The sequence below is a fragment of the Inquilinus sp. YAF38 genome (assembly GCF_052113205.1).
Classification (GTDB): Bacteria; Pseudomonadota; Alphaproteobacteria; order DSM-16000; family Inquilinaceae; genus Inquilinus.
Window position 1 is genome coordinate 16024 of sequence record NZ_JBFRCU010000047.1, and the last position, 22036, is coordinate 38059.

Here is a 22036-nt window from a genome sequence, read left to right on the forward strand (position 1 = left end):
GGTCACACCTCCTGCGCCGGACGGACGCGCCAGATCGCGAAAGGCGCGGCGGGGTCGAGGCGGATATGCTGGATTTTGCCGTGCCAGGTGAATTGGCGGCCGGTCATCATGTCCTCGGCCGCCAGGGCGCCGTGGTCCGGCAGGCCCCATTCCCACAACGGGATCTCGATATCGGCCTCCTGCGGCCGGTGCGGGTCGAGATTGACCGCGATCAGCAGGACGTTGCCTCGGTCGGGCGTCGCCTTGCCGTAATAGAGGATGCTGTCGTTGAAGGCGTTGTAGAAGGTCAGGCCCAGATGGGTCTGCAGCGCCGGGTTGGCGTGGCGGATCCGGTTCAGCCGGGTGATCTCGGCGACGATGTTGCCGGGCCGGTCCAGGTCCCAGACGCGCAGCTGGTACTTCTCGCTGTCGAGATACTCCTCCTTGCCCGGGATGGCCTGCGCCTCGCACAGCTCGAAGCCGTTATACATCCCCCACAGCCCGGACAGCGTGGTCGCCAGCGCGGCGCGGATCAGGAAGCCCGGGCGGCCGCTGATCTGCAGGAACTGCGGGTTGATGTCCGGCGTGTTGACGAAGAAGTGCGGCCGGAAGAAGTCCTTCGGCGCGGTGGTGGTCAGCTCGGTCAGGTAGCTGGTTAGGTCCGCCTTGCTGTTGCGCCAGGTGAAGTAGGTGTAGCTCTGCGAGAAGCCGATCTTGGCCAGCCGGTACATCACCTTCGGCCGGGTGAACGCCTCGGCCAGGAAGACCACGCCGGGATCGCGGCTGCGGATGTCGGCGATCAGCCACTCCCAGAACGGGAAGGGCTTGGTGTGCGGGTTGTCGACCCGGAACAGCCGAACGCCCTCGCCGACCCAGAAGGCGACGATGTCGCGCAGGGCCCGCCACATGTCGGGCAATGCTGCCTCGGCATAGAACTCGACATTGACGATGTCCTCGTACTTCTTCGGCGGGTTCTCGGCGTAGCGGATGGTCCCGTCCGGCCTCCAGCCGAACCAGCCGGGATGCTCGCGCAGCCAGGGGTGGTCGGGGGAGCATTGGATGGCGAAGTCAAGCGCCAGCTCCAGCCCGTGCTCCGCCGCCGCGTCACGCAGCCGGCGGAAATCCTCGATTGTGCCGAGCTCGGGGTGGATCGCGTCATGCCCCCCTTCGTCCGAACCGATGGCATAGGGGCTGCCGGGATCGTCCGGCCCCGGGGTCAGGCTGTTGTTGCGGCCCTTGCGGTTCTTCCGGCCGATCGGATGGATCGGCAGCAGGTACAGCACGTCGAAGCCCATGGCGCGGATAGCCGGCAGCCGCGGGATCACGTCGTCGAAGGTGCCGTGCCGGTTCGGGTCGCCGCTCTGCGACCGCGGGAACAGCTCGTACCAGCTGGCGAAGCCGGCAGCGCGGCGCTCGGCATCCACCGCCTGCGGCGGGTCCTGGCGGATGGCGAAAGGCCGCCGGTCGGCCTTGGTCATCAACGCCGCCGTCTCCAGCGCCTGCAGCCGCGCCAACTGGTCCGCCGGCATGGCTCCGGCGAAGCCCGCCAGCAGCGCGTCCAGCTCGGCCCGAATCTTGCCGCGGGCGGGGTCTTTGGCCCGTTCGATCAGCAGCCGGCCTTCCTCGATCTCGACGGTCAGGTCCAGCCCGGCCAGCTGCTTCTTGCGCAGATCGGACAGGTAGGTGGCGAACTCGTCGCGCCACGCCTCGACGGCGAAGAGGTAGCGCCCGATCCGCTCCAGCGGAAACTCGCCCGCCCAGCGGTCGTTGCCGATCGGCGCCATGCGCTGTTCGCGCCAGTTCCGCTCATCCTCCGGCCGCCACAGCAGGGCGACGGCGGTGATCTCGTGCCCGTCGGTGATCACGTCGGCCTCGACCCGCACGCTTTCGCCGGCGGTGCGCCGGACCGGGAAGCGCGGATGGCCGGGGGAGGGGGAGATCGCCTCGATCGCCACCCGGGGCGCTCGGATGGCGCGGGCCAGGTCCAGCTCGGCGACGCGCGACGGGGCGGCGGCGACCGGCGCCGCGCGTGGCGCCTCCAGCACCCGGGTCTCGCCGGCGTCAAGCGTGATCGGGCCGTCCAGCCCGGCCGGCGCCGCGCCCGGCTTGCCCGTGCCCAGCTTGTCCATGAACGGGCCGAATTCACCGCCGACGCCGCGCAGCACCGGCGCCGGCTGCAGCGTGGCCGGCCGGTGCAAGTYGGTATTGGCCAGAATCAGCTCGGCTCGTTCCGGCGCCGCGCCGGCTTCGGTGCGCAGCAGCGCGACCACGGTGGCCTCGGGGCCGGTCAGGCCGCGCAGCGCGGCGGCTTTGCCGTCCGGCCGGCCCAGCGCCGCGATCGTGGCGCCGATCTCCTCGCTCAGGTCGAACGGCGCCGTCTCGCGGGCCCAGCGCAGCTCGGCTTCGGCGGTGCCGATCGGCGTCTCGCGGGCGGCGAGCTCGAAGCCCATCGGCAGCAGCAGCCCGTCGCCCGCGGCAGCGGCCAGCCGCAGCGACCGCCGGTAGGCGCGGCGCAGCAGCGCCGGGCGCCGGACAATCGCCGCCAGGCGCGGGCCGGCGGTCGGCTCGGGGGTGGTGATGGCCGGCAGCACCGGCGCCGCCGGATCGGGCGGCGACCGGCGCCAGCTGTCGAGCAGCCCGGCGGTCGCGAGAGTGGCGTCGAAGCCGCTGTCGCGCAGCAGGGCCTGGTCTGCCGCCGGGTCGGCCCAGGCGCCGAACCAGATGTCGGCGGCCTCTTGGCGGGTCCCTGCGATGACGCCCGCCCATTGCCGGGCCTCGTCCGCATCGGAGGCGCCACAGACGAAGCCGCCGATGCCCGCCTTCACCAGGGCTGCGAGCGCGCGCGCCAGCCCGGCATCCTTCCGCAGCACCACGTCCCGCCCGTCCGGCGCCCGGCGCGGGTCCGGCGGATCATCGTCCGGCGGGGCCTGCCCCGCGCCGGCAGGCACGATCCGGCCCGCCAGGTCGAGGACGACGCCCAGCCCATGGCCGCGGCAGGCCGCGACGACGGAGTCCAGCGCGGCCGATCCCCAGGAGTCCGGCGCCGCCGCGATCATGACGTGGCCGAACCCCATCCGCGCGACATGCGGAAGGATGCTGCTCAGGACATCCGTCGGGATCGCCTCGGGGCCGGCCGGGATGGAATAGAGATAGCGAGGCTGGCGTCGTGGTCCGGGCGGGCTGTCATGGATGTGTCGACGTGACCGAAGTGCCTGTGCGGGCATTGCCCACCCCTCCCGACAGTGGCTTCTGTCCCCGTGAACGGGAGTGGCGTCGTGTGGGTTCCTGTTTTTTCCGGGACCGTCGGGCCTGTTGCCAAGGGCAGCCGGTCGAGGGTCGATGGCAACTAGCGGATGGCTTTCAGAGCCTGCGATGCAATTTAGAGGGAGCGGGACCTTTTCAGAATTCCTCCACCGTCATTGCGAGCGCAGCGAAGCAATCCAGCGCGGCTCGCACCGGCCCTGGATTGCTTCGTCGGCTTCGCCTCCTCGCAAGGACGGCGAGGGGTGAGCGTTGTGAAAAGGTCTCGCAAGCGGGGGAGGCAACCGCCCGCCGCGGCGATCAGCGGGTCCCGTATTGCACGTCGGTCACGTGCTCCAGCCAGTCGACGCTCTTGCCGCCGAGTGACTCGGCGACGGCGACATGGGTCATGGCCGTGGTCGCGGTGGCGCCGTGCCAGTGCTTCTCCCCCGGCGGGATCCAGACCACGTCGCCGGGGCGGATCTCCTCGACCGGGCCGCCCTCGCGCTGGATCCAGCCCTGACCGGCGGTGACGATCAGCGTCTGGCCCAGCGGATGGGTGTGCCAGGCCGTGCGGGCGCCGGCTTCGAAGCTGACAATGGCGCCGCCGACCCGGGCCGGATCGGTGCGCTGGAAGCGCGAGGCGATCCGGACGGTGCCGGTGAAATACTCAGCCGGGCCTGGCTGGGCCGCGGTCGGATCGTGGCGAACGATGTCCAATGTCGTGCTCCGTTGCGTCGCGGGGCCGGCAGTCTCGGTCGGCATGAAGCCGCGCGCCTCGAACACCGATTTGGCGACCGGGACCGCGGACATCGCCTTGGGCCAGCCGGCATAGAAGGCGAGATGGGTGATGACCTCAGACAACTGGTCCCGGGTCAAGCCGTTGTCGATCCCCCGGTTCAGGTGGAAGGTCAGCTGTTCGGCCTGGCCGCCGGCGATCAGGGCGGCGATCGTCGCCAGGCTGCGGTCGCGCGGCGTCAGGTCGTCGCGTCGCCACAGGTCGCCGAACAGGACGCCGTTGGTATAGCCGGCGAGGGCCGGGGCGACGGCACCGACCCCGGCGTCGACCGCGGCGGCGCGCCGCGCTTCCGCCGCCTCGTCGATCGGCAGCGGCTGGTCCGAAGGCGGCGCCAGCCGGTCGGCCCCGATGCCACGCTTGTCGAACACCTCCTTGGCGACGCCGACGGCCGACATGGCGTTCGGCCAGCCGGAATAGAACGCCAGATGGGTGATGATCCCGGCGATCTCGCCCGGTGTCACGCCGTTGTCCAGCGCCCGGTTGAAATGGCCCGTCATCTGCCGCGTGTGGCCGCCGGCGACCAGCGCCGCGACCGTGACGAGGCTGCGGTCGCGGGGAGCGAGATCGGGCCGCGCCCAGACATCCGCGAACAGGACCTCATCGGTGTAGCCCGCCAGCGCCGGGGCGACGGCCCGGACATCCGCCGGGGCCACCCGCGGGGCCGACTTCCGCGGCTCCGCCTCGGCCGAGGCGGCCAGCGAGACCATTGCGAGCGTGGCTGCGAACAGCTTCATCGGTCACCCTTTCCGTTCTTCCGGTGGTCCGGAGATGGGCCGGGCGGCCGCGGGCGATTAGACGCCCGACGATGCATGGAGCTATCGATCGGGCTCATCAATGCGGATTCGGGTCTCCGCGGTAGCGCAGCGTGTCGATCAGCAGGGACAGGGCCGGGGAGCATTGCCGGCGGCTGGTGTAGTACAGGTGATAGCCCGGGAAGGGGGCGCACCAATCCTCCAGCACGCGGACCAGCCGCCCTGCCGCGACGTGGTCCCGAACCTGGTCCTCCGGCATATAGGCCAGGCCGAGCCCGTCCAGTGCCGCGGCGAGGCGCAGGGCGATGGTGTTGAACACCAGTTGCCCCTCGACCCGCACCTTCAGCTCGTGCCCGTCGCGCTCGAACTCCCACGCATACAGCCCGCCATAGGTCGGCAGGCGGATGGTGATGCAGTTGTGGGCCGTCAGCTCCTGCGGCGTCCGCGGCGCCGGCCGGCGCGCGAAATAGGCCGGCGACCCGACCACCGCCATGCGCATGTCCGGGCCGATGCGCACCGCGATCATGTCCTTCGCCACCTGCTCGCCGAGCCGCACGCCGGCGTCGTAGCGCTCGGCGACGATGTCGGTCAGCCCGTAATCGACATTGATCTCGACCCGGATGTCCGGATAGTCCGGCAGCAGCTTCGCCACCGCCGGCCACAGGATCGTGTCGGCCGAATGCTCGCCCGCGGTGATGCGCACGGTGCCGGCCGGCTTGTCGCGCAGGGCGCTCAGCGCCGCCAGCTCGGCCTCGATCTCCTCGAAGCGCGGGCCGAGGGTCAGGATCAGGCGCTCGCCCGCCTCGGTCGGGGCGACGCTGCGCGTGGTCCGGGTCAGCAGCCGCAGGCCCAGCCGCTCCTCCAGCCCGCGGATGGTGTGGCTCAGCGCCGACTGCGAGACGCCGAGCTGCGCCGCCGCCCGGGTGAAGCTGCGCTCGCGCGCGACCGCCAGGAAGGCGAGGAGATCATTCAGGTTCTCGCGCGGCATTCATGAGGGGCCTTCATAGGTTCATGCGGATTGTACCATCTAGTCGCATGCCGACACGCTTCCCAGATTCCGGCCGACATTACCCAGGAGACAGGACATGCAGAAGCGTACACTCGGCGCCGGCGGGCTGGAGGTCTCGGCCCTCGGGCTCGGCTGCATGGGGCTCAGCTTCGGCTACGGTCCCGCGGTCGAGAAGCAGGCGGGGATCGCGCTGATCCGCAAGGCGGTCGACCTCCGCGTCACCTTGTTCGATACCGCGGAGGTCTACGGCCCCTTCACCAATGAGGAACTGGTCGGCGAGGCGCTGGCCCCGGTGCGGGACCAGGTGGTGATCGCCACCAAGTTCGGCTTCGATATCGACCCGGACAGCCGTGCCCAGCGCGGCCTGAACAGCCGGCCGGAGCATATCCGCGAGGTCGCCGAGGCCTCGCTGAAGCGCCTCCGCACCGATGTCATCGACCTGTTCTATCAGCACCGCGTCGACCCGAACGTGCCGATCGAGGACGTCGCCGGCGCGGTGAAAGACCTGATCCGGGAGGGCAAGGTCCGGCATTTCGGCCTGTCCGAGGCCGGGGCGCAGACCATCCGGCGCGCCCATGCGGTGCAGCCGGTCGCGGCGCTGCAGAGCGAGTACTCGCTGTGGTGGCGCGAGCCGGAGGCGGAGGTGCTGCCGGTGCTGGAGGAGCTCGGCATCGGCCTGGTTCCGTTCAGCCCGCTGGGCAAGGGCTTCCTGACCGGTGCGATCAGCGACAGCACCACCTTCGACAGCGGCGACTTCCGCAACATCGTGCCGCGCTTCTCGGCCGAGGCGCGCAAGGCGAACCAGGCCCTGGTCGATCTGCTCGGCGCCATAGCCGCCCGCAAGCGGGTGACCTCGGCCCAGATCGCGCTCGCCTGGCTGGCGGCGCAGAAGCCCTGGATCGTGCCGATCCCCGGCACCACCAAGCCGCATCGGCTGGAGGAGAATACCGGCGCCGCGGCGGTCGAGCTGACGGCCGAGGAACTGCGCGACATCGACGACGCCCTGTCCGGCATCGCGGTGCAGGGCGCCCGGTACCCCGAGCACCTGCAGCAACTGGTGGGGCGCTGAGCGCTTTCGTGTTGCCTCTCCCGGAAGCGGAACCTTCAGACCTCTAAATATCGTCGTTGCGAGCGAAGCGAAGCAATCCAGGGGCCGCACGAACCGGCCCTGGATTGCTTCGTCGGCTTCGCCTCCTCGCAATGACGGCGAGGGGGTGTTCTGACAAGGTCTCGAAAGCGGGAGACGAATGACCCGGCTGGCCGCTACCGCATCCCCTGGGCGATGCGGTCGGCGAGCTCGCCCAGCGCGTCGCTCATCGCCCGGACCTCGGCGGCGATGCTGTCGTCGGCCGGGCGGCGGGTGATGCGGGTGGCCTCGGTCTTGGCCCGGCCGCCGGCCTTGCGCCGCACCCGCCATTGCGCCTCCAGCACCACGGTGCCATCGGCATCCGGGTCGAAGCGGCCGAGCGCCAGCTCCACCGTCAGGGCCTCGTCGCCGGACAGCGTCCGGCTGGTGGTGACCACCGAGCCGGACGGCAGCCGCGCCGTCAGGTCGCCGGCCAGCACCCGCTGCACCATGTTGGCCAGTGGCTCGCCCCAGCGCTCGAACTCGTCGACGCCGAGCTGGTTCGGGCCCGAGCGGCGGACGATCTGCGGCCGGTCGAGGTATTTCGGGATGTCGACCAGCGCCACCGAGGCCGTGACCGGCCGGCCACCCACCGCCGTCCCCGGCGCCGTCGTCAGGGTGTAGACCTTGGGCGGGGTCGAGGAGCAGGCGGCGAGCGCCGTCCCGGCCAGCAGGATGGTGAGGGCGGCGCGGCGGGACAGGATCATCAGTTGAACCCTTCGGTCTTGCCCCGGATCAGTGCCTCGGGGTGCTGCTCGAGGTAGTCGGTAAGGACGCGGACCGAGCGCAGCGTGTCGTCGACCTGGCTCATCAGCCGGGTCAGGTCGCGCTTGAAGGTCGAATCCGCGCCATAGCCCTGGGTGACCGAGCCGAGCGTGCCGCTGAGCCGCCGCACCGCCTGCTGCGCCGCGTCCAGCAGCGGCGGCAGCTTGTCGATGACCGGGCCGAGATCGGTGTTGGCCTGGCTCAGCAGCTGCTGGGTCGAGGCCAGGGTACCGGCCAGCGAGCGCAGCGAGTCCGTGATCTCCGGCGCCGCCGCGAGGGTCTCGAAGGATTTCAGCGTCGCATTGGCCTGCTCGATCAGCTTCTCCAGCGGCAGTGACGAGACCTTGTCGAGGATGCCGTTGATCGAGCGCATGGCGCTGTCGAGCTGCCCGGGCACGCTCGGGATCACCGGGAAGCGGTCGCCCGTGCCCAGCTCCGCTGGCGGCGCGTCGGGATCCACCTCGAAGGACACCACCATCGCGCCGGTCAGCAGGTTGCCGGTCTTCAGCTGCGCCCGCAGCCCGCGCCGGACCAGCGCCGCCACATTGGCACCGGTGGCGAAGTCCGGGTCGGTGCCGACCAGCTCGATCCGCTGCGGCTCCACCTCGATCGTGACCGGAATCCGGGCCATGCCCGCGGCGGCGTCGTATTGCAGCCGGACATCGGTGACCTGACCGATCTTGAGGCCGCGCCATTCGACCGGGGCGCCCGGCGCCAGGCCGCCGACCGAACCGTCGAAATAGACCAGATAGGGCAGGCGGATCGTGTATTCCGATTCCTGCACGCTGGTCTGGTCCTTGTAGAGCGCGAAGGCGGTGCCGGCCTTCGCCGGCTCTCCGGTCCGGGCGGTGGCCGGAGTGTCGAAGGCGATGCCGCCGGCCAGCACCGCCTGCAGCGATTCGACCTGCAGCCGGAAGCCCTGCGGCCCGGTGGTCAGCGAGATGCCGGCGGCGTTCCAGAACCGGGTGCCGGCATAGACCTGCCGGTCATAGGGCGCGCGGACGAAGCTGTGGATCTTCACCCCGGTTTCGAGATGGGATGAGTCGAAGCCCATCACCTGGCCGACCTGGACGTCGCGGAAATAGATCGGCGAGCCGGCGCCGATCGAGCCGATCCGGTCGGCGGTGAGCAGGAATTCGGTGCCGGGCATGTCGGCCCGCACCACCGGCGGGTCCTCGAGGCCGGTGAAGCGGTGCTCGCTGTCGCCGCGGCCGGGGTCGAGCTCGATATAGGCACCGGACACGATGGTGGAGAAGCCGGTCAGCCCGCCGCTGGCGGAGAGGCGCGGCCGCACCACCCAGAACCGGGTGCCCTGGCGCAGATGCGCCGCCGCCTCCTTGGTCATCTCGGCGGTGACCTCGACATGGCTCAGATCTTCGGACAAGGCCAGGCTCTTGACCGTGCCGAACACCACCTCCTTGTGCTTGATCTGGGTCTTGCCGGCCTCCAGCCCGTCCGCGGTCTGGAAGGTGATGGTGATGGTCGGCCCCTTCTCGGAGAAGGTGATCCAGGCGAGGTAGACGCCGACCAGCGCCGCCACGATCGGCACCAGCCAGATCGGCGACAGGCGCCGCTTGCGGTCGATGCGCGGCGCGGCCGGCCCGCTATGATCGTCGGTATCAGTCACGGTTTTCCCCCGCCGCGTCCCAGATCAGGCGCGGATCGAACGTCATCGCCGCGATCATGGTGGTGATCACCACGGCGGCAAAGCACACGGCGCCGATGCCGGGCTCGATGGTCGCCAGCTCGCCGAGCTGGACCAGCGCCACCAGGATCGAGATCATGAAGATGTCGATCATCGACCAGCGGCCGACCGCCTCGACGATGCGGTAGATCACGGTGCGATTGCGCAACTGCCCGGTCTTGCCGCGCCGGGTCGTGACCAGCAGGTAGATCAGCCCGGCCAGCTTCAGCACCGGCACGGTGATCGAGGCGAAGAACACCAGCGCCGCCAGCGGCCACATGCCGGAATCGGCCAGCTCGATCACCCCGCTCATGATCGTGTCCGGCGCCCCGCTGCCCAGCGAGACTACCGTCATCACCGGCAGCAGGTTGGCCGGGATGTAGAGGATGATCGCGGTCACCACCAGCGCCCAGGTGCGGGTCAGGCTGTCCGGCCGGCGGCGATGCAACGCGGCGCCGCAGCGCGGACAGTCGCCATGGCCGCCGGGCGACAGGTTCGAGACCAGGCCGCAGCCATGACACAGGGCGGTGGGCCGGCGCGGATCGGCCTGCGGCGGCGTAGGCACCAGGCCGCGGCGCTCGAACTGCCGCCACACCGTCTCTGTGTCCAGGCTGGTGCCGGCGGCGATGATCGCCAGCATCAGCCCGCCGACCGAATACAGGCCGGGCCCGACCACGATGGTGGCGAGGTCGATCAGCTTCACATAGGCGACGAAGACGCCGAGCATATAGACCTCGACCATCGCCCAGGGGCCCAGCAGGTCGGCCCAGCGGTACAGCCGCGGCAACCAGCTCGGCGGGCGCCTCAGCCGCAGGCCTCCCAGCACCAGGAACAGCGTGCCCAGCCGCAGGCCGGGGGCGGCGAACATGGTCAGCGCCACCACCCCTGCCAGCTCCCACAGCCCCTGCTGATAGAGGGCGTAGACGCCGGTGACCAGGCTGGCGCTCTGCACCCGGCCGGAGATCTCCAGCGACAGGAAGGGCAGGAAGTTCGCCATCAGGAACAGCACCAGCCCGGCGCAGGCATAGGCGAAGGCATGGTCCAGCGAGCTGGCGCGGAACTTGTGAAGCGTCGCGCCGCAGCGGACGCAGCGGGCGGCGGTGCCGTCCGGCAGCACCGGCACGGCGTGGCCCAGGCCGCACTCATGGCATTCCATCAGGCGCGGCGCGCCCGGAGCATGGGCCGGCCCATATACCGGCACGGAACCGGATCGGCCCGCGGCGTTCACCTCAGATCCACTCGGCGCCAAGCATCCGCCCCGGAAGCATTCCCTGAAGCACCATGCCTGTTCATTCCCTCAATGTCATCAATGCGTTGCCAAGAAACGCTGCGACGACGACTGGATTGTATCAAATTGAACTCGATGCCACGCCGGAATAATTCCGGTTCCATAATATTGTATGGTCGGTATCGGGCGGTCGTCGCCTTAAAGTCATTGAACATTTGTATTTTTCTCACCAGAATAGCAGCAGAACGCAAGCAGTTTTCGGATCGCCAAGCCGCGAGCGGCGCCAGGCCGAGAATTCAGAACACGATACAATAAGAGGGGGAGAATATGGCACTCGGTTTCTTCAAAGCGTATCGTGCCCCGGTCATCCTCGCTGCCGCGCTCCTGGCGCTGGCGGCGTGCTCGAAGCAGGGCGGCGGCAGCACCACCGAGACGGTCAAGAACCAGACTCCGGCCGGCACCGTCGAGATGCACCAGATCCAGGCCGCCTTCATCGGCAGCGGCAACACCGGCGACGGCACCCTCCGGTTCCGGGGCAGGTCCTATCCGTTCACGGTCTCGGGGCTGGGCATCGGCGGCATCGGCGTGTCGACGCTCGAGGCCGAGGGCGAGGTCTACGACCTGGCCAAGGCCGATGATTTCGAGGGTGCCTATGTCCAGGGCCGCTACGGCTTCGCCATCGGCGAGGAGAGCGGCGGTGCCCTGTGGCTGAAGAACGACAAGGGCGTGGTGATGCGCCTGAAGACCAAGCGCACCGGCCTGATGCTCAGCCTTGGCGGCGACGCGGTGGTGGTCACCTTCAAGTAGTGGAGTCCAGGCCGCGCCGCTCTCTGGGCGTGGATCTTCGATCCTCCCCCTTCTCCCCGCGGAGGAGGGGGCTCGCAGCCCTACGCTCCGATCAACGGCAGCGCGGCTCCGGCCGCGGCCAGGCCGAGGACGACGATCCAAGGCGGTGCTTTCCACACCGTCAGGGCCAGGAAGCCGGCCAGGGCGAGGGCGAAGTCGCGCGGTGACAGCACGGCGCTGGTCCAGACCGGGCTGTAGAAGGCCGCGCCGAGGATGCCGACCACCGCCGCATTGGCGCCGCGCATGGCGCTCTGTGCGCCCGGGCGCTGGCGCAGCGCGTCCCAATAGGGCAGGGCGCCGTAGAGCAGCAGCAGCCCCGGCAGGAAGATCGTGGCCAGCGCGATCGCGGCGCCGGCGACGCCATTCGGCGCCGGCCCCATCATTGCGCCAAGCCAGGCGGCGAAGGTGAACAACGGCCCGGGCACCGCCTGGGCCAGGCCGTAGCCTTCCAGGAACGCCCCGTTCGTCACCCAGCCGGGCGCCACCACCTCGGCCTGCAGCAGCGGCAGCACCACATGGCCGCCGCCGAAGACCAGCGCGCCGGAACGGTAGAAAGCGTCGAACAGCGCGAGGCCCTGGCTTCCGGTCGCCGCCGCCAGCGCCGGCACCGCCAGGAAGAACGCGGCATACAGCGCCAGGGCGATGGCGCCGCCCCGGCGCGACACCGGCAGGCTCAAGCGACTGGTGGGAGCGAGACTCCCGTCGCGGCAGAGCCGATGGCCGGCGGCCGCGCCCAGCGCGATGGCGCCGATCTGGCCGAGCGATCCGCCGGCGAACACCACGACCGCCACGGCCGCCAATGCGATCGCCGCACGCTCGCGGTCGGGCGTGAGGGTCTTCGCCATGCCCCAGACCGCCTGGGCGACGACGGCGACCGCGACCAGCTTCAGCCCGTGCAGCACGCCCGCCGCGACCGGTCCTTCGAGGGCGGCGGCGCCGAGCGCGAACATGCAGAGCAGGACGGCCGAGGGCAGGGTGAAGCCGCACCAGGCGGCAAGCCCGCCGAGCAGCCCGCGGCCGCGCAGCAGGCCGAGGGCGAAGCCGACCTGGCTCGAGGCCGGCCCCGGCAGGAACTGGCACAGCGCCACGAGATCRGCATAGCCGGCTTCGTCGATCCATTTCCGCCGCGCCACCAGCTCGTCGCGGAAGTAGCCGAGATGGGCGATCGGTCCGCCGAAGGAGGTGAGTCCGAGCTTCAGGAAGACCCAGGCCACCTCGGCCGGCGAGCCCCGGCTTGGCGGCGCGGCCGTCTCGGCGTCGTCGATGGTCATCGCGGCTCGCAGCTCCGGGCGGGCCTCACCGATAAGCGAGTCCCGCCGAAGCCGTCAACCGTGGACTCCCGCCGCCTACTCCGCCGCCGTGCCGCTGTACTGCGCCGCCGGCTGGTCCGGCCGCTTCACTTGGCTCTGCGGCCTCGTCTTGCGGGTCTCGGCCAGAGCGAGTTCGAGCTGCCGGCGCGCCCCGGCATGGGACGGTTCCAGCTCGACCGCCCGGCCATGTGCCAGGGCCGCCTCGTCCCAGCGCTTCTGGGCGGCGAGGAGATTGCCGAGATGACGATGCAGCGCCGCCTCGTGGGGCGCCAGCTTGATCGCCTTGCGCACGGTCGAGACCGCCTTGTCCGCCTGGTCGAGCGCGGCGAAGGCGGCGCTGAGCTGCCGCAGCGCGCCGGCATGGCCCGGCTCGAGCTCGATCGCGCGGCGCAGCTGGGACACCGCGTCCTTCCAGCGCTTCCAACCGGCGAGCAGGTTCGCGAAATGCCGATAAAGCGCCGCTTCGTCGGGCGACAGCTCGATCGCCCGGCGCGCCGCCGCCTCCGCCTCCGCCGGCCGGTTGAGCGCGGACAGGGCGGTGCTCAACTGGCGCTGGGCGCCGGCATGCGACGGCTCCAGCGCGATCGCCGTCTCCAGCGCCCTGACCGCCTCGGCCCAGCGCTTGTCGGTGATCAGCAGCGCGGCCAGGGCGCGGTGCAGGTGCGGCCCCTCCGGATCATGCTCCAGGGCGCGCCGGCAGGCGGCGATCGCCCGCGGCATCCGGCCCAGCTGCGACAGCACGGTGCTGTGCAGGTGATGCAGCCGGGAATAGTCCTCGCCGCGGGCGATGGCCTCGGCGATCAGGCGCTCCGCCGCCTCGGCCTTGCCGGCGCTGACCAGGAAGCCGGCCCGCGCGGTCGTGGCATTGGCGCTGCCGGTGAAGTTCCGGCCAATCTCCTCGATCGTCGCCATCGCCTCCGCGGCATGGCCGCAGCGCAGCAGGATGCCGGCGACCCAGGCGTAGAGCCCGACCATGTCGCGCTCGCGGTCGAAGGCGGTGCGGATGGTGTTGGGCGGATGCCCCAGCAGCTCCCGCGCCACCGCCGCTGCCTTCTCCTGTTCCACCTTGGCCTGCTCGGGCTGGCGCAGGTCGGTCAGGATCTCGGCCACCAGCAGATGCAGGTCGGGGTCGAGACGGCTGTTGCGGATGGCCTCGCGCACGGCTTTCAGGGCGTCGTCGAGGCGACCCCTGGCGCGCAGGATCCGGCCGAGCTGCTCCCACATCGACGACCGTGTCGACGCCCGCAGCAGCAGCTTGCGCTTCAGCTTCTGCACCAGCTCGGGCGGGACTGGATCGCGATCGTGATCCGGCTCTTCCTCGAACAGCCGCATCGCCGTCCGTTCCGCCTCCTCCGCCTCGGCCAGGCGGCGGTCGAGCAGCAGGCAGCGCGCCAGACTGTGGTGGAAGTCGGATCGTTGCGGGTCGAGCGCCAGCGCCCGCCGCCAGTACGCGACCGCCTCCGGCGCCCGGCCGATCGCCATCAGCATGGTGCCGGCCAGCGCCAGGGCCTCCGCCAGGTCGGCCGGGGCGCGCCCGGCCCACTCCCGGGCCAGGACCCGGCCTTCGTGATAGCGGCCGTGGCCCCAGAACAACTTGAACAGCAGCTCGGCCGCGTCGATCGACTCCGGGTCGAGCGCCAGTGCGGTGCGCAGGCTGCCGACGGCCTCGTCGATCTCGCCGGTGTGCTGGGCCGACCGGCCCAGCTGGACATGATACAGCGGGTCGGCCTCGCGCAGGCGCTGCGCCTCCCGCTCCAGGCTGGCGGCCTCGTCCTCGCCGCCCTGCGCACGCAGCAGCTTACCGAGATGCAGGAGGGTCGCCGGATGGCCGGACAGCCGTTCGACGGCCTGACGGGCCTCTGCGATCGCGTCCTCGATCCGGCCGGCGCGGGCCAGGACCTCGCTCCGGACCCGATGCTGATAGGCCGTGACCTCGGCCGGCCGGGACGGGGCCTCCGCCGGCGCCTCATCCTCGCCGTCGGGGAAGACCCGGGCCAGGGTCCGGCGCAGCTCCTCGTCGATCTCCAGCCCCGCGCCGTCGCCTTGGAACAGCTCGGTCCGCTTGGCGTCGCTCAGGTTCGAATCGACGTCCCAGGCGGTGTTGATCGGCTTGAAATGGCGCAGGCCGACCTTGAAGCTTGCCTCGTCCGGAACCATGCCGATGACATTGTGGATCGCCCACTGCACGTCCTCGGGCGACTTTGCCGGCACCACCGCCCATTTCTCGGTGCAGGCGTCCAGGCGGCCGACCTTCTTGTGGAAGAAGTGCTTGTGCCGGCGCTGCTGCGGCAGGGGCTCGGTCGCGTAATTGTGGATCCACCAGCCGTCGAAGCGGATGAAGCCGGTGTCCGACTGCTCGGCGATCTCGAACACGCTCTGGCCATCGCGGGTGACGGCCAGCTCGTCGATATCGGCGTTGACGACGCTGGCGGCCGCCGGGAAACAGCGCAGCCGCGCATGCTCGAAGGCCGCGGCCTGGCCGTAGAACGAATCCCAGATGCTGTAGGACAGCGGCCGGCGGCCGTCGAACACGCCCCATTTATACGGCCAGGGGATGGTCAGCACCTCGATCGCCGGGTCGATCGATCGCAGCGCGTCGTCGAGTTCGCGCACGTCGTAGGCGGTGGAGTTGTTGTCGTACAGGACGACGCCGTTGCAGCCATGGCCGCGCGAATAGTAGCGGACCCAGTCCTTGATCCAGGCGATGTCGTTGTCCTGGCTCATCGCATAGATGCAGCGCCGGCCGGCGAACAGCCCGCTCAGATTGGGCTGCGGCGCCAGGAAGGCGCGGCCCAGGCTGGTGTCGGCGATCAGCCCGGTGGTGCCGGGCGGCACCGGGACGGTGACCAGGTCGACCCAGCGCTTGTGCCGCACCTGGAAGGTGCAGGGCTGCATCGAGGGCAGGGCGGTGAACCGGAACTCGAGCTCCGTCTCCAGGTTCAGCAGCGGCGGCCCGACCAGGCGGATGGCCTCGCCCGATGCGTCCCAGAACACGTCGCAGAACACCGTGGTGAAGTCGAAATCATCCTCATAGCCGGCATGCCGCAGGGTCGGCGGCCGTGGCGGCATGCGGATCGGGTCATGGCTGAAATCCAGGATCCAGGGGGACAGCGCCGACAGCCGCCGGGGCGAGCTGACTTTCGTCGCCGGCTGCGGCGTCTCGGCGGCCTGCTCCGGCTCCGGCTCCGCATCGGCGGCATAGGCCTGGATCAGCCGGCGCAGGCCATCCTCGACCGTAATCTCGGCGCGCCAGCCCAGCAGCGCGTCGGCCCGTGCCGGATCGCCCCGGAAATGTGCCACGTCGAAATTGCGCGGCGGTGCCGTCTTGATCTCGACCGGGATCAGCGCGGCCGCCTGGGCCATTTCGGCCAACTCGCCCAGCGACACGGCGCGGCCGCCGACGAAATGGATCGGCGGCAGCGCCCGGTGGCCGTCCTTCAGGCATTCCACCAGCAGGACGAGGCCGCGGCCGACATCCTCGACATGGGTGAAGTCGAAGGTGTTCCCGGCGCCTTCGATCGAGATCGTGCCGCCGGTGGCGGCCGCCCGGGCGAAGGCCGGAACCACCCGGTCGGGATGATCGGCGGTCGAGCCGAAGACGTTGGAGAAGCGGACGATCGCGGTGGCCAGCCCGGCCTCGCGGGCGCGGCCGACCGCGGCCTCGGCGGCGGCCTTGGACCGGCCGTAGATGTTGACGGGCTCGAGCGGCGCGTCCTCCGGCACCGGCAGCGTCACCGAATCACCATAGACCTCGCGGCTGCTGGCGTAGACCACCCAGGGCCGGCGGTCGGCCGGCTGCTCCAGCGCGACCCGAAGCACCGCCTCGGTGCCGTTAACGTTGACGTCCCAGCACAGCTCCGGGTTGCGCTCGCCGGTGATGACGCGGGAGACCGCGGCGAGGGAGATGACGCCGTCGCAGCCGGCCATGGCCTGTCGCAACTGGTCGGCGTTCCGGATGTCGCCATGGCCGGGCGTCCCGGCCTCATAGGCGCTGTCGAAAGCGACCGGCTGGTACCCGGCCTCGGCGAAGCGCCGCATGATTTCGGTGCCGATCAGCCCGCGCGAGCCTGTGATGAGGATTCTCATGAAGGTCGGCGTTCCCATGCTCGAAGACGGCAAGACTGCGCTCGCGCGCCCTCAGGTTCCACGCATCCGGACGAAAGCTCGGCAATGAACCCTTGAGTCACCCGATGGGCGGCCGCCGGAGTGATCGCCTTGTCACGAAATCTTTGTTTCGTCGGAGTTTCGGTCGGACGTTTTCAGGTTTAGAATTCAATCTTTGAGGATCTGTAAAGTCAATGAAGTTTTTGTAAGGTTTGATAAGATAATTTTCTCAAGAAATGAGTCCGAAATCTACAGGCCTGAAGGGAGCGGCTTGGCATCGATGCAGGAATGGGCAGGCTCGCGCGGAAGTCGTGCCGAGCACGATCTCGACTGACGTCGCCGATCCCAAAACGAAAAGGCCGGCCACGCGTCACGTGGCCGGCCCTCCGGGATCCTCGCTGCGGCTTGGGTCTACGTGACCCTGCCGCGAAATTGTCCGAAGCCTGCTACTTCGCCGGTGCCTGTTGTCCGGTCGCGTCGGCCGCATAGGCGTGGATCAGGCGGCGCAGGCCGTCCTCGACCGAGATCTCGGTGCGCCAGCCCAGCAGTTCCTCCGCCCGTGCCGGATCGCCGCGGAAATGCGCCACGTCGAAGTTGCGGGGCGGTGCCGTCTTGATCTCGACCGGGATCAGCGCGGCCGCCTGGGCCATCTCCGCCAACTCGCCCAGCGACACGGCGCGGCCGCCGACATAGTGGATCGGCGGCAGCGCCCGGTCGCCGTCCTTCAGGCGCTCCACCAGCAGGGAGAGGCCGCGGCCGACATCCTCGACATGGGTGAAGTCGAAGGTGTTCTCGGCGCCTTCGATCGAGATCGTGCCGCCGGTGGCGGCCGCCCGGGCGAAGGCCGGAACCACCCGGTCGCGATGGTCGGCGGTCGAGCCGAAGACGTTGGAGAAGCGGACGATCACCGTGGCCAGCCCGGCCTCGCGGGCGCGGCCGACCGCGGCCTCGGCCTCGGCCTTGGACCGGCCGTAGATGTTGACGGGCTCGAGCGGCGCGTCCTCCGGCACCGGCAGCGTCGCGGGGTCGCCATAGACCTCGCGGCTGCTGGCATAGACCACCCAGGGCCGGCGGCCGGCCGGCTGCTCCAGCGCGACCCGAAGCACGGTCTCGGTGCCATTGACGTTGATGTCCCAGCACAGTTCCGGGTTGCGTTCGCCGGTGATGACGCGGGAGACGGCGGCGAGGGAGATGACGCCGTCGCAGCCGGCCATGGCCTGCCGCAGTTGGTCGGCGTTCCGGATGTCGCCATGGCCGGGCGTCCCGGCCTCATAGGCGCTGTCGAAAGCGACCGGCTGGTAGCCGGCCTCGGCGAAGCGCCGCATGATTTCGGTGCCGATCAGCCCACGCGAGCCTGTGACAAGGATTCTCATAAGGAATTTCTCTCAAACGTTGTCCGATACGACGCCGGCCAATGTGTGCCGGCCGGGTCTTGGTCAGGCTGTTCCAACCCTGGCTTCCGCTCTCCGCCTTGCCCAGTCTACGCGGCCGAAGAGCAGAACTCTACTTTCGTGAATCACATCCCCCTCCTTCATCAGGGCGCGCAAGAAATCCTGGTTATTGAGATTCCGCGCGCCATGCCCCCAAACCCGATAGTGAAATCTCGATACAGTTCGCCAAGCGAGCGGCAGACAACCTGTCCGTCTCGAAAGAAATTCCTCCGAGGTTGGATTTCAAGCTTTCTGTGCTTGGAGTGTCAAACGATTTTTGTGAGTTTTATGGGCTTTTTTGAGGCGAAAGAAGGCCTTGCACGAGGCGAAGCCGGGTCTAGCCACGAGATGCGCGATGCCGCCTCCGTTACCCGACAGCCTCCTCGACCGTCTGCTCGATGGCGCCGAAGATGGAGTGGCCCTGAGCGTCCTTCATCTCGATCCGCACCGTGTCGCCGAAGCGCAGGAACGAGGTGTGAGGTGCGCCCGACAGGATGGTCTCGACCATGCGCAGCTCGGCCAGGCAGGAATAGCCTTGGCCGCCCTGCAGGATCGGCTTGCCCGGCCCGCCGCCGGCGTCGCGGTTCGACACGGTGCCGGAGCCGATGATGGTGCCGGCGCCGAGCGGCCGGGTCTTCGCCGCATGGGCGACCAGGGTCGGGAAGTCGAAGGTCATGTCGACCCCGGCATCGGCCCGGCCGAAGGGCGCGCCGTTCAGCTCGACCAGCAGCGGCCGGTGCAGCTTGCCGCCGTGCCAGGCGTCGCCCAGCTCGTCCGGGGTCACCGCCACCGGCGAGAAGGCCGAGGACGGCTTTGACTGGAAGAAGCCGAAGCCCTTGGCCAGCTCGGCCGGGATCAGGTTGCGCAGGGAGACGTCGTTGACCAGCATCACCAGCTTGATCGCCTGGGCGGCGGCGTCGCGCTCGGCACCCATCGGCACGTCGCCGGTGAGCACCGCCACCTCGGCCTCCAGGTCGATGCCCCAGGCCTCGCTCTGCATCCGGATCGGGTCTCGCGGCGCCAGGAAGCTGTCGGAGCCGCCCTGGTACATCAGCGGGTCGGTCCAGAAGCTCTCGGGCATCTCGGCGCCGCGGGCCTGCCGCACCAACGCGACATGGTTCACATAGGCCGAGCCGTCGGCCCATTGATAGGCGCGGGGCAGGGGCGACAGGGCCTGGTGCTCGCGGAACCGGTCGCTCGGCACGGCACCGAGCTCAAGGTCATGGGCCAGCGCCTCCAGCCGCGGCCGCAGCAGGTCCCAGTCGTCCAGGGCGCGCTGCAGCGTCGGGGCGATGCCCCCGGCCACGGTGTAGCGGGTCAGGTCGCGTGAGACGACGACGAGGCGCCCGTCGCGCGACCCGTCCCTCTGGCTGGCAAGCTTCATCGGCCGGTATCCTCCCGTTTGTCGAACTTCTTCTCCAGCCCGCTCCAGCAGGCCGGATAGTCATCCTGCAACGTCGGCAGCTCCGCTGCATAGCGTGTCAGCTGCTGCGGGAACCGGGTCTCGAACATGAAGGCCATGGTGCCGGTCAGCTTCACCGGCTTCAGCTCGGCCGTGCTGGCCTTGGCGAAGGCGTCGGTGTCGGGCCCGTGCGGCAGCATGCAATTGTGCAGGCTGATGCCGCCGGGCAGGAAACCCTCCTCCTTGGCATCGTAGCGGCCGTAGATCAGGCCCATGAACTCCGACATGATGTTCATGTGGTACCAGGGCGGCCGGAACGAATGCTCGGCCACCAGCCAGCGCTCCGGGAAGATCACGAAGTCGACATTGGCCGTGCCGGCCTCGCCGGACGGCGCGGTCAGCACGGTGAAGATCGACGGGTCCGGGTGGTCGAAGCCGATCGCGCCGACCGGGGAAAAATTCCGCAGGTCATACTTGCAGGGTGCGTAGTTGCCATGCCAGGCGACGACGTCGAGTGGCGAGTGGCCGATCGTGGTCTCGTGGAAGCCGCCGCACCATTTGACCACCACGCGGTGCGGCGTGTCCCGCTCCTCGAAGGCGGCGACCGGGGTCTTGAAATCGCGCGGATTGGCCAGGCAGTTGGCGCCGATCGGGCCGCGGTCCGGCAGGGTGAACTTGGCGCCGTAATTCTCGCAGACATAGCCGCGGGCCGGGCCGTCCACCAACTCGACCTTGACCTTGGTGCCGCGCGGGATCACCGCGATCTCGGCCGGGCCGATCTGCATGATGCCGAGCTCGGTGACCAGGCGCAGCGACCCCTGCTGCGGCACGACCAGCAACTCGCCATCGGTGTCGACGAACACCTCGTCGACCATCGATTCGGTGGCCAGGTAGACATGCGCGGCCATGCCGGCCTGGGTGAACACGTCGCCGGCCGTGGTCATGGTGCGCAGGCCGGTCAGGAAGGTCAGGGGCTCGTCCGGGATCGGCGTCGGATCCCAGCGCAGCTGGCCCAGCGGCAGGCCGTGGCGGACGACATGCGGCGCCGTCTTCCAATGCGGCAGCTCGGTCTCGCGGAACCGGCTGACATGCTTGACCGAAGGTCGCAGCCGGTACAGCCAGGACCGCTCATTGGTGCCGCGCGGCGCGGTGAAGGGGGAACCGGAGAGCTGCTCGGCATACAGCCCGTAGGCGCAGCGCTGCGGCGAGTTCTGGCCCTGGGGCAGGGCGCCCTCCAGCGCCTCGGTCTCGAAGTCGTTGCCGAATCCCGGCATGTAGCGGAGCGTCATCGCATCCTCCCGGCTCGTCATTCCATCTTGCCCGGATATTTGTTTCATCTGAAACGAATATCAATGCCAAACCTCAGCGAGGGCGTTCCAGCCGCGGGGTTTCGATCCCCGGGATGCCGCCGATCCGCTCGGCCAGGAAGTCGACCAGCAGCCGGACCCGGGCGATGCCCGCCCGCTCCGGCACGATCAGCAGGCTCAGGGGGACGGGCGGCGGCTCATAGCCCGGCAGGATCGCCTCCAGCCGGCCGGCTGCCAGCAGGTCGTCAACCAGCCAGCGATGGGCCGGCCCGACGCCGCGCCCGGCGGCCAGGGCCTCGCGCGCGGCCAGCCCGTGATCGACCCGGAACCGCCCGCCGAACGGCACCGTATGGCGCTCGCCGGCCGGCCCCTCCAGGGTCAGCGTGTCGCTGCCGGCGATGTTCGTCATCCGGATGCCTTCATGGCCGGTCAGATCCTGCGGCACGGTCGGCCGGCCCCGCGCCGCCAGATAGGCCGGCGACGCCACCATGAGCCGCCGCGACCGGCCGAGCGTGCGCAGCTTCATCGAGCTGTCGGTCAGCGGTCCCAGGCGCAGCGCGATGTCGACACCCTCGCGCACCAGGTCGATGCGCTCGTCGGTCAGGCTGAGGTCGATTCCGATGTCGGGATAGCGGTCCTGGAAGGCGAAGATCAGCCGGCTGACCTGCAGCACTCCGAAGGCCGCGGTGCACGAGATTCGGATCGTGCCGGCCGCGGCCCCGCGCGTGGCCCGGGCCGCGTCCCCGGCCTGCTCGACCAGGCGCAGGATCTGTATGCAATCGGCGTAGTAGCGGCTGCCCTCGTCGGTCATGGTGACGCGCCGGGTGGTGCGGCTGAGCAGCGGTACGCCGACCGCCTCCTCCAGCTCGCGCAGATGCCTGGTGATGGTCGACTGGCCGACCCCGAGCTCGCTCGCCACCGCCGACAGGCTGCCGCGCTCGGCGACACGGACGAAGCTGCGCATGCGATCGAGCGAGACGTCCGGCCTATCCATTTATCGGCACAATCCTATCCATTCCCGACATATAGCGGATCAGCCGAGGACTGGCCACCTG

Annotated in this window: 14 protein-coding genes; 2 read left to right on the forward strand and 12 right to left on the reverse strand. The window is 69.8% G+C overall.

Translation table 11 applies throughout. The features are described 5' to 3' along the window. Positions 1-2: 2 nt before the first annotated feature. The 3 genes from AB4Z01_RS20665 to AB4Z01_RS20675 form a co-directional block, all read right to left on the reverse strand. The gene (locus AB4Z01_RS20665) at positions 3-3203 is read right to left on the reverse strand and encodes an alpha-1,4-glucan--maltose-1-phosphate maltosyltransferase (protein WP_441696913.1); all 3201 of its coding nucleotides are present in this window, start codon (positions 3201-3203) and stop codon (positions 3-5) included. Positions 3204-3540: 337 nt separating this feature from the next. Continuing rightward, positions 3541-4752, reverse strand: a complete 1212-nt coding sequence (locus tag AB4Z01_RS20670) for a (R)-mandelonitrile lyase (RefSeq protein WP_441696916.1) — start codon at positions 4750-4752, stop codon at positions 3541-3543. A 97-nt stretch (positions 4753-4849) separates the two neighbouring features. Beyond that, positions 4850-5758, reverse strand: coding sequence for a LysR family transcriptional regulator (locus AB4Z01_RS20675; RefSeq protein ID WP_441696919.1), 909 nt, complete (start codon positions 5756-5758; stop codon positions 4850-4852). Positions 5759-5855: 97 nt separating this feature from the next. Here AB4Z01_RS20675 and AB4Z01_RS20680 point away from each other — a divergent pair, with 97 nt between their 5' ends. Next, positions 5856-6848, forward strand: coding sequence for an aldo/keto reductase (locus AB4Z01_RS20680; RefSeq protein ID WP_441696921.1), 993 nt, complete (start codon positions 5856-5858; stop codon positions 6846-6848). A gap of 194 nt (positions 6849-7042) precedes the next feature. On the opposite strand, the gene AB4Z01_RS20685 is transcribed toward AB4Z01_RS20680, so the two are convergent. From AB4Z01_RS20685 to AB4Z01_RS20695, 3 genes are read right to left on the reverse strand one after another with little or no spacing between them, the layout of a single operon-like run. Then, positions 7043-7612, reverse strand: coding sequence for a PqiC family protein (locus tag AB4Z01_RS20685; RefSeq protein WP_441696924.1), 570 nt, complete (start codon positions 7610-7612; stop codon positions 7043-7045). After that, positions 7612-9297: a PqiB family protein gene (locus AB4Z01_RS20690; RefSeq protein ID WP_441696927.1), complete on the reverse strand. Its 1686-nt coding sequence runs from the start codon at positions 9295-9297 to the stop codon at positions 7612-7614. The genes AB4Z01_RS20685 and AB4Z01_RS20690 overlap by 1 nt, the downstream gene beginning before the upstream one ends. Next, on the reverse strand, positions 9290-10510 hold the full coding sequence (locus AB4Z01_RS20695; protein ID WP_441696930.1) for a paraquat-inducible protein A: 1221 nt from the start codon (positions 10508-10510) through the stop codon (positions 9290-9292). The genes AB4Z01_RS20690 and AB4Z01_RS20695 overlap by 8 nt, the downstream gene beginning before the upstream one ends. Before the next feature lie 399 nt (positions 10511-10909). Between AB4Z01_RS20695 and AB4Z01_RS20700 the strand changes: the two genes are divergently transcribed. After that, positions 10910-11389 (forward strand): hypothetical protein, encoded by a 480-nt coding sequence (locus AB4Z01_RS20700; RefSeq protein WP_441696932.1) that lies wholly within the window; start codon positions 10910-10912, stop codon positions 11387-11389. Between the two features lie 80 nt (positions 11390-11469). Here AB4Z01_RS20700 and chrA read toward each other — a convergent pair whose 3' ends face one another. The 6 genes from chrA to AB4Z01_RS20730 form a co-directional block, all read right to left on the reverse strand. After that, the gene (gene chrA, locus AB4Z01_RS20705; protein WP_441696935.1) at positions 11470-12699 is read right to left on the reverse strand and encodes a chromate efflux transporter; all 1230 of its coding nucleotides are present in this window, start codon (positions 12697-12699) and stop codon (positions 11470-11472) included. 75 nt (positions 12700-12774) lie between these two features. Further along, a complete protein-coding gene (locus AB4Z01_RS20710; protein WP_441696937.1) occupies positions 12775-16824 on the reverse strand; it encodes an NAD-dependent epimerase/dehydratase family protein in 4050 nt (1349 codons plus the stop codon). A gap of 464 nt (positions 16825-17288) precedes the next feature. Next, the gene (locus AB4Z01_RS20715) at positions 17289-18215 is read right to left on the reverse strand and encodes an NAD-dependent epimerase/dehydratase family protein (protein ID WP_441696940.1); all 927 of its coding nucleotides are present in this window, start codon (positions 18213-18215) and stop codon (positions 17289-17291) included. 424 nt (positions 18216-18639) lie between these two features. Further along, entirely contained in the window at positions 18640-19656 is a 1017-nt protein-coding gene (locus tag AB4Z01_RS20720) for a fumarylacetoacetate hydrolase family protein (RefSeq protein WP_441696943.1), read from the reverse strand. After that, positions 19653-20963, reverse strand: coding sequence for a homogentisate 1,2-dioxygenase (gene hmgA, locus AB4Z01_RS20725; RefSeq protein ID WP_441696946.1), 1311 nt, complete (start codon positions 20961-20963; stop codon positions 19653-19655). The genes AB4Z01_RS20720 and hmgA overlap by 4 nt, the downstream gene beginning before the upstream one ends. 73 nt (positions 20964-21036) lie before the next feature. After that, positions 21037-21975, reverse strand: a complete 939-nt coding sequence (locus tag AB4Z01_RS20730; RefSeq protein ID WP_441696948.1) for a LysR family transcriptional regulator — start codon at positions 21973-21975, stop codon at positions 21037-21039. Positions 21976-22036 lie beyond the last annotated feature (61 nt).

Bases quoted from the DNA above. Each gene is read 5' to 3' on its own strand.
- AB4Z01_RS20670 (WP_441696916.1), bottom strand. From the start codon at position 4,752: ATGAAGCTGTTCGCAGCCACGCTCGCAATGGTCTCGCTGGCCGCCTCG.
- AB4Z01_RS20675 (WP_441696919.1), bottom strand. From the start codon at position 5,758: ATGCCGCGCGAGAACCTGAATGATCTCCTCGCCTTCCTGGCGGTCGCG.
- AB4Z01_RS20680 (WP_441696921.1), top strand. From the start codon at position 5,856: ATGCAGAAGCGTACACTCGGCGCCGGCGGGCTGGAGGTCTCGGCCCTC.
- AB4Z01_RS20685 (WP_441696924.1), bottom strand. From the start codon at position 7,612: ATGATCCTGTCCCGCCGCGCCGCCCTCACCATCCTGCTGGCCGGGACG.
- AB4Z01_RS20695 (WP_441696930.1), bottom strand. From the start codon at position 10,510: ATGGAATGCCATGAGTGCGGCCTGGGCCACGCCGTGCCGGTGCTGCCG.
- AB4Z01_RS20700 (WP_441696932.1), top strand. From the start codon at position 10,910: ATGGCACTCGGTTTCTTCAAAGCGTATCGTGCCCCGGTCATCCTCGCT.
- AB4Z01_RS20710 (WP_441696937.1), bottom strand. From the start codon at position 16,824: ATGAGAATCCTCATCACAGGCTCGCGCGGGCTGATCGGCACCGAAATC.
- AB4Z01_RS20715 (WP_441696940.1), bottom strand. From the start codon at position 18,215: ATGAGAATCCTTGTCACAGGCTCGCGTGGGCTGATCGGCACCGAAATC.
- AB4Z01_RS20720 (WP_441696943.1), bottom strand. From the start codon at position 19,656: ATGAAGCTTGCCAGCCAGAGGGACGGGTCGCGCGACGGGCGCCTCGTC.
- hmgA (WP_441696946.1), bottom strand. From the start codon at position 20,963: ATGACGCTCCGCTACATGCCGGGATTCGGCAACGACTTCGAGACCGAG.
- AB4Z01_RS20730 (WP_441696948.1), bottom strand. From the start codon at position 21,975: ATGGATAGGCCGGACGTCTCGCTCGATCGCATGCGCAGCTTCGTCCGT.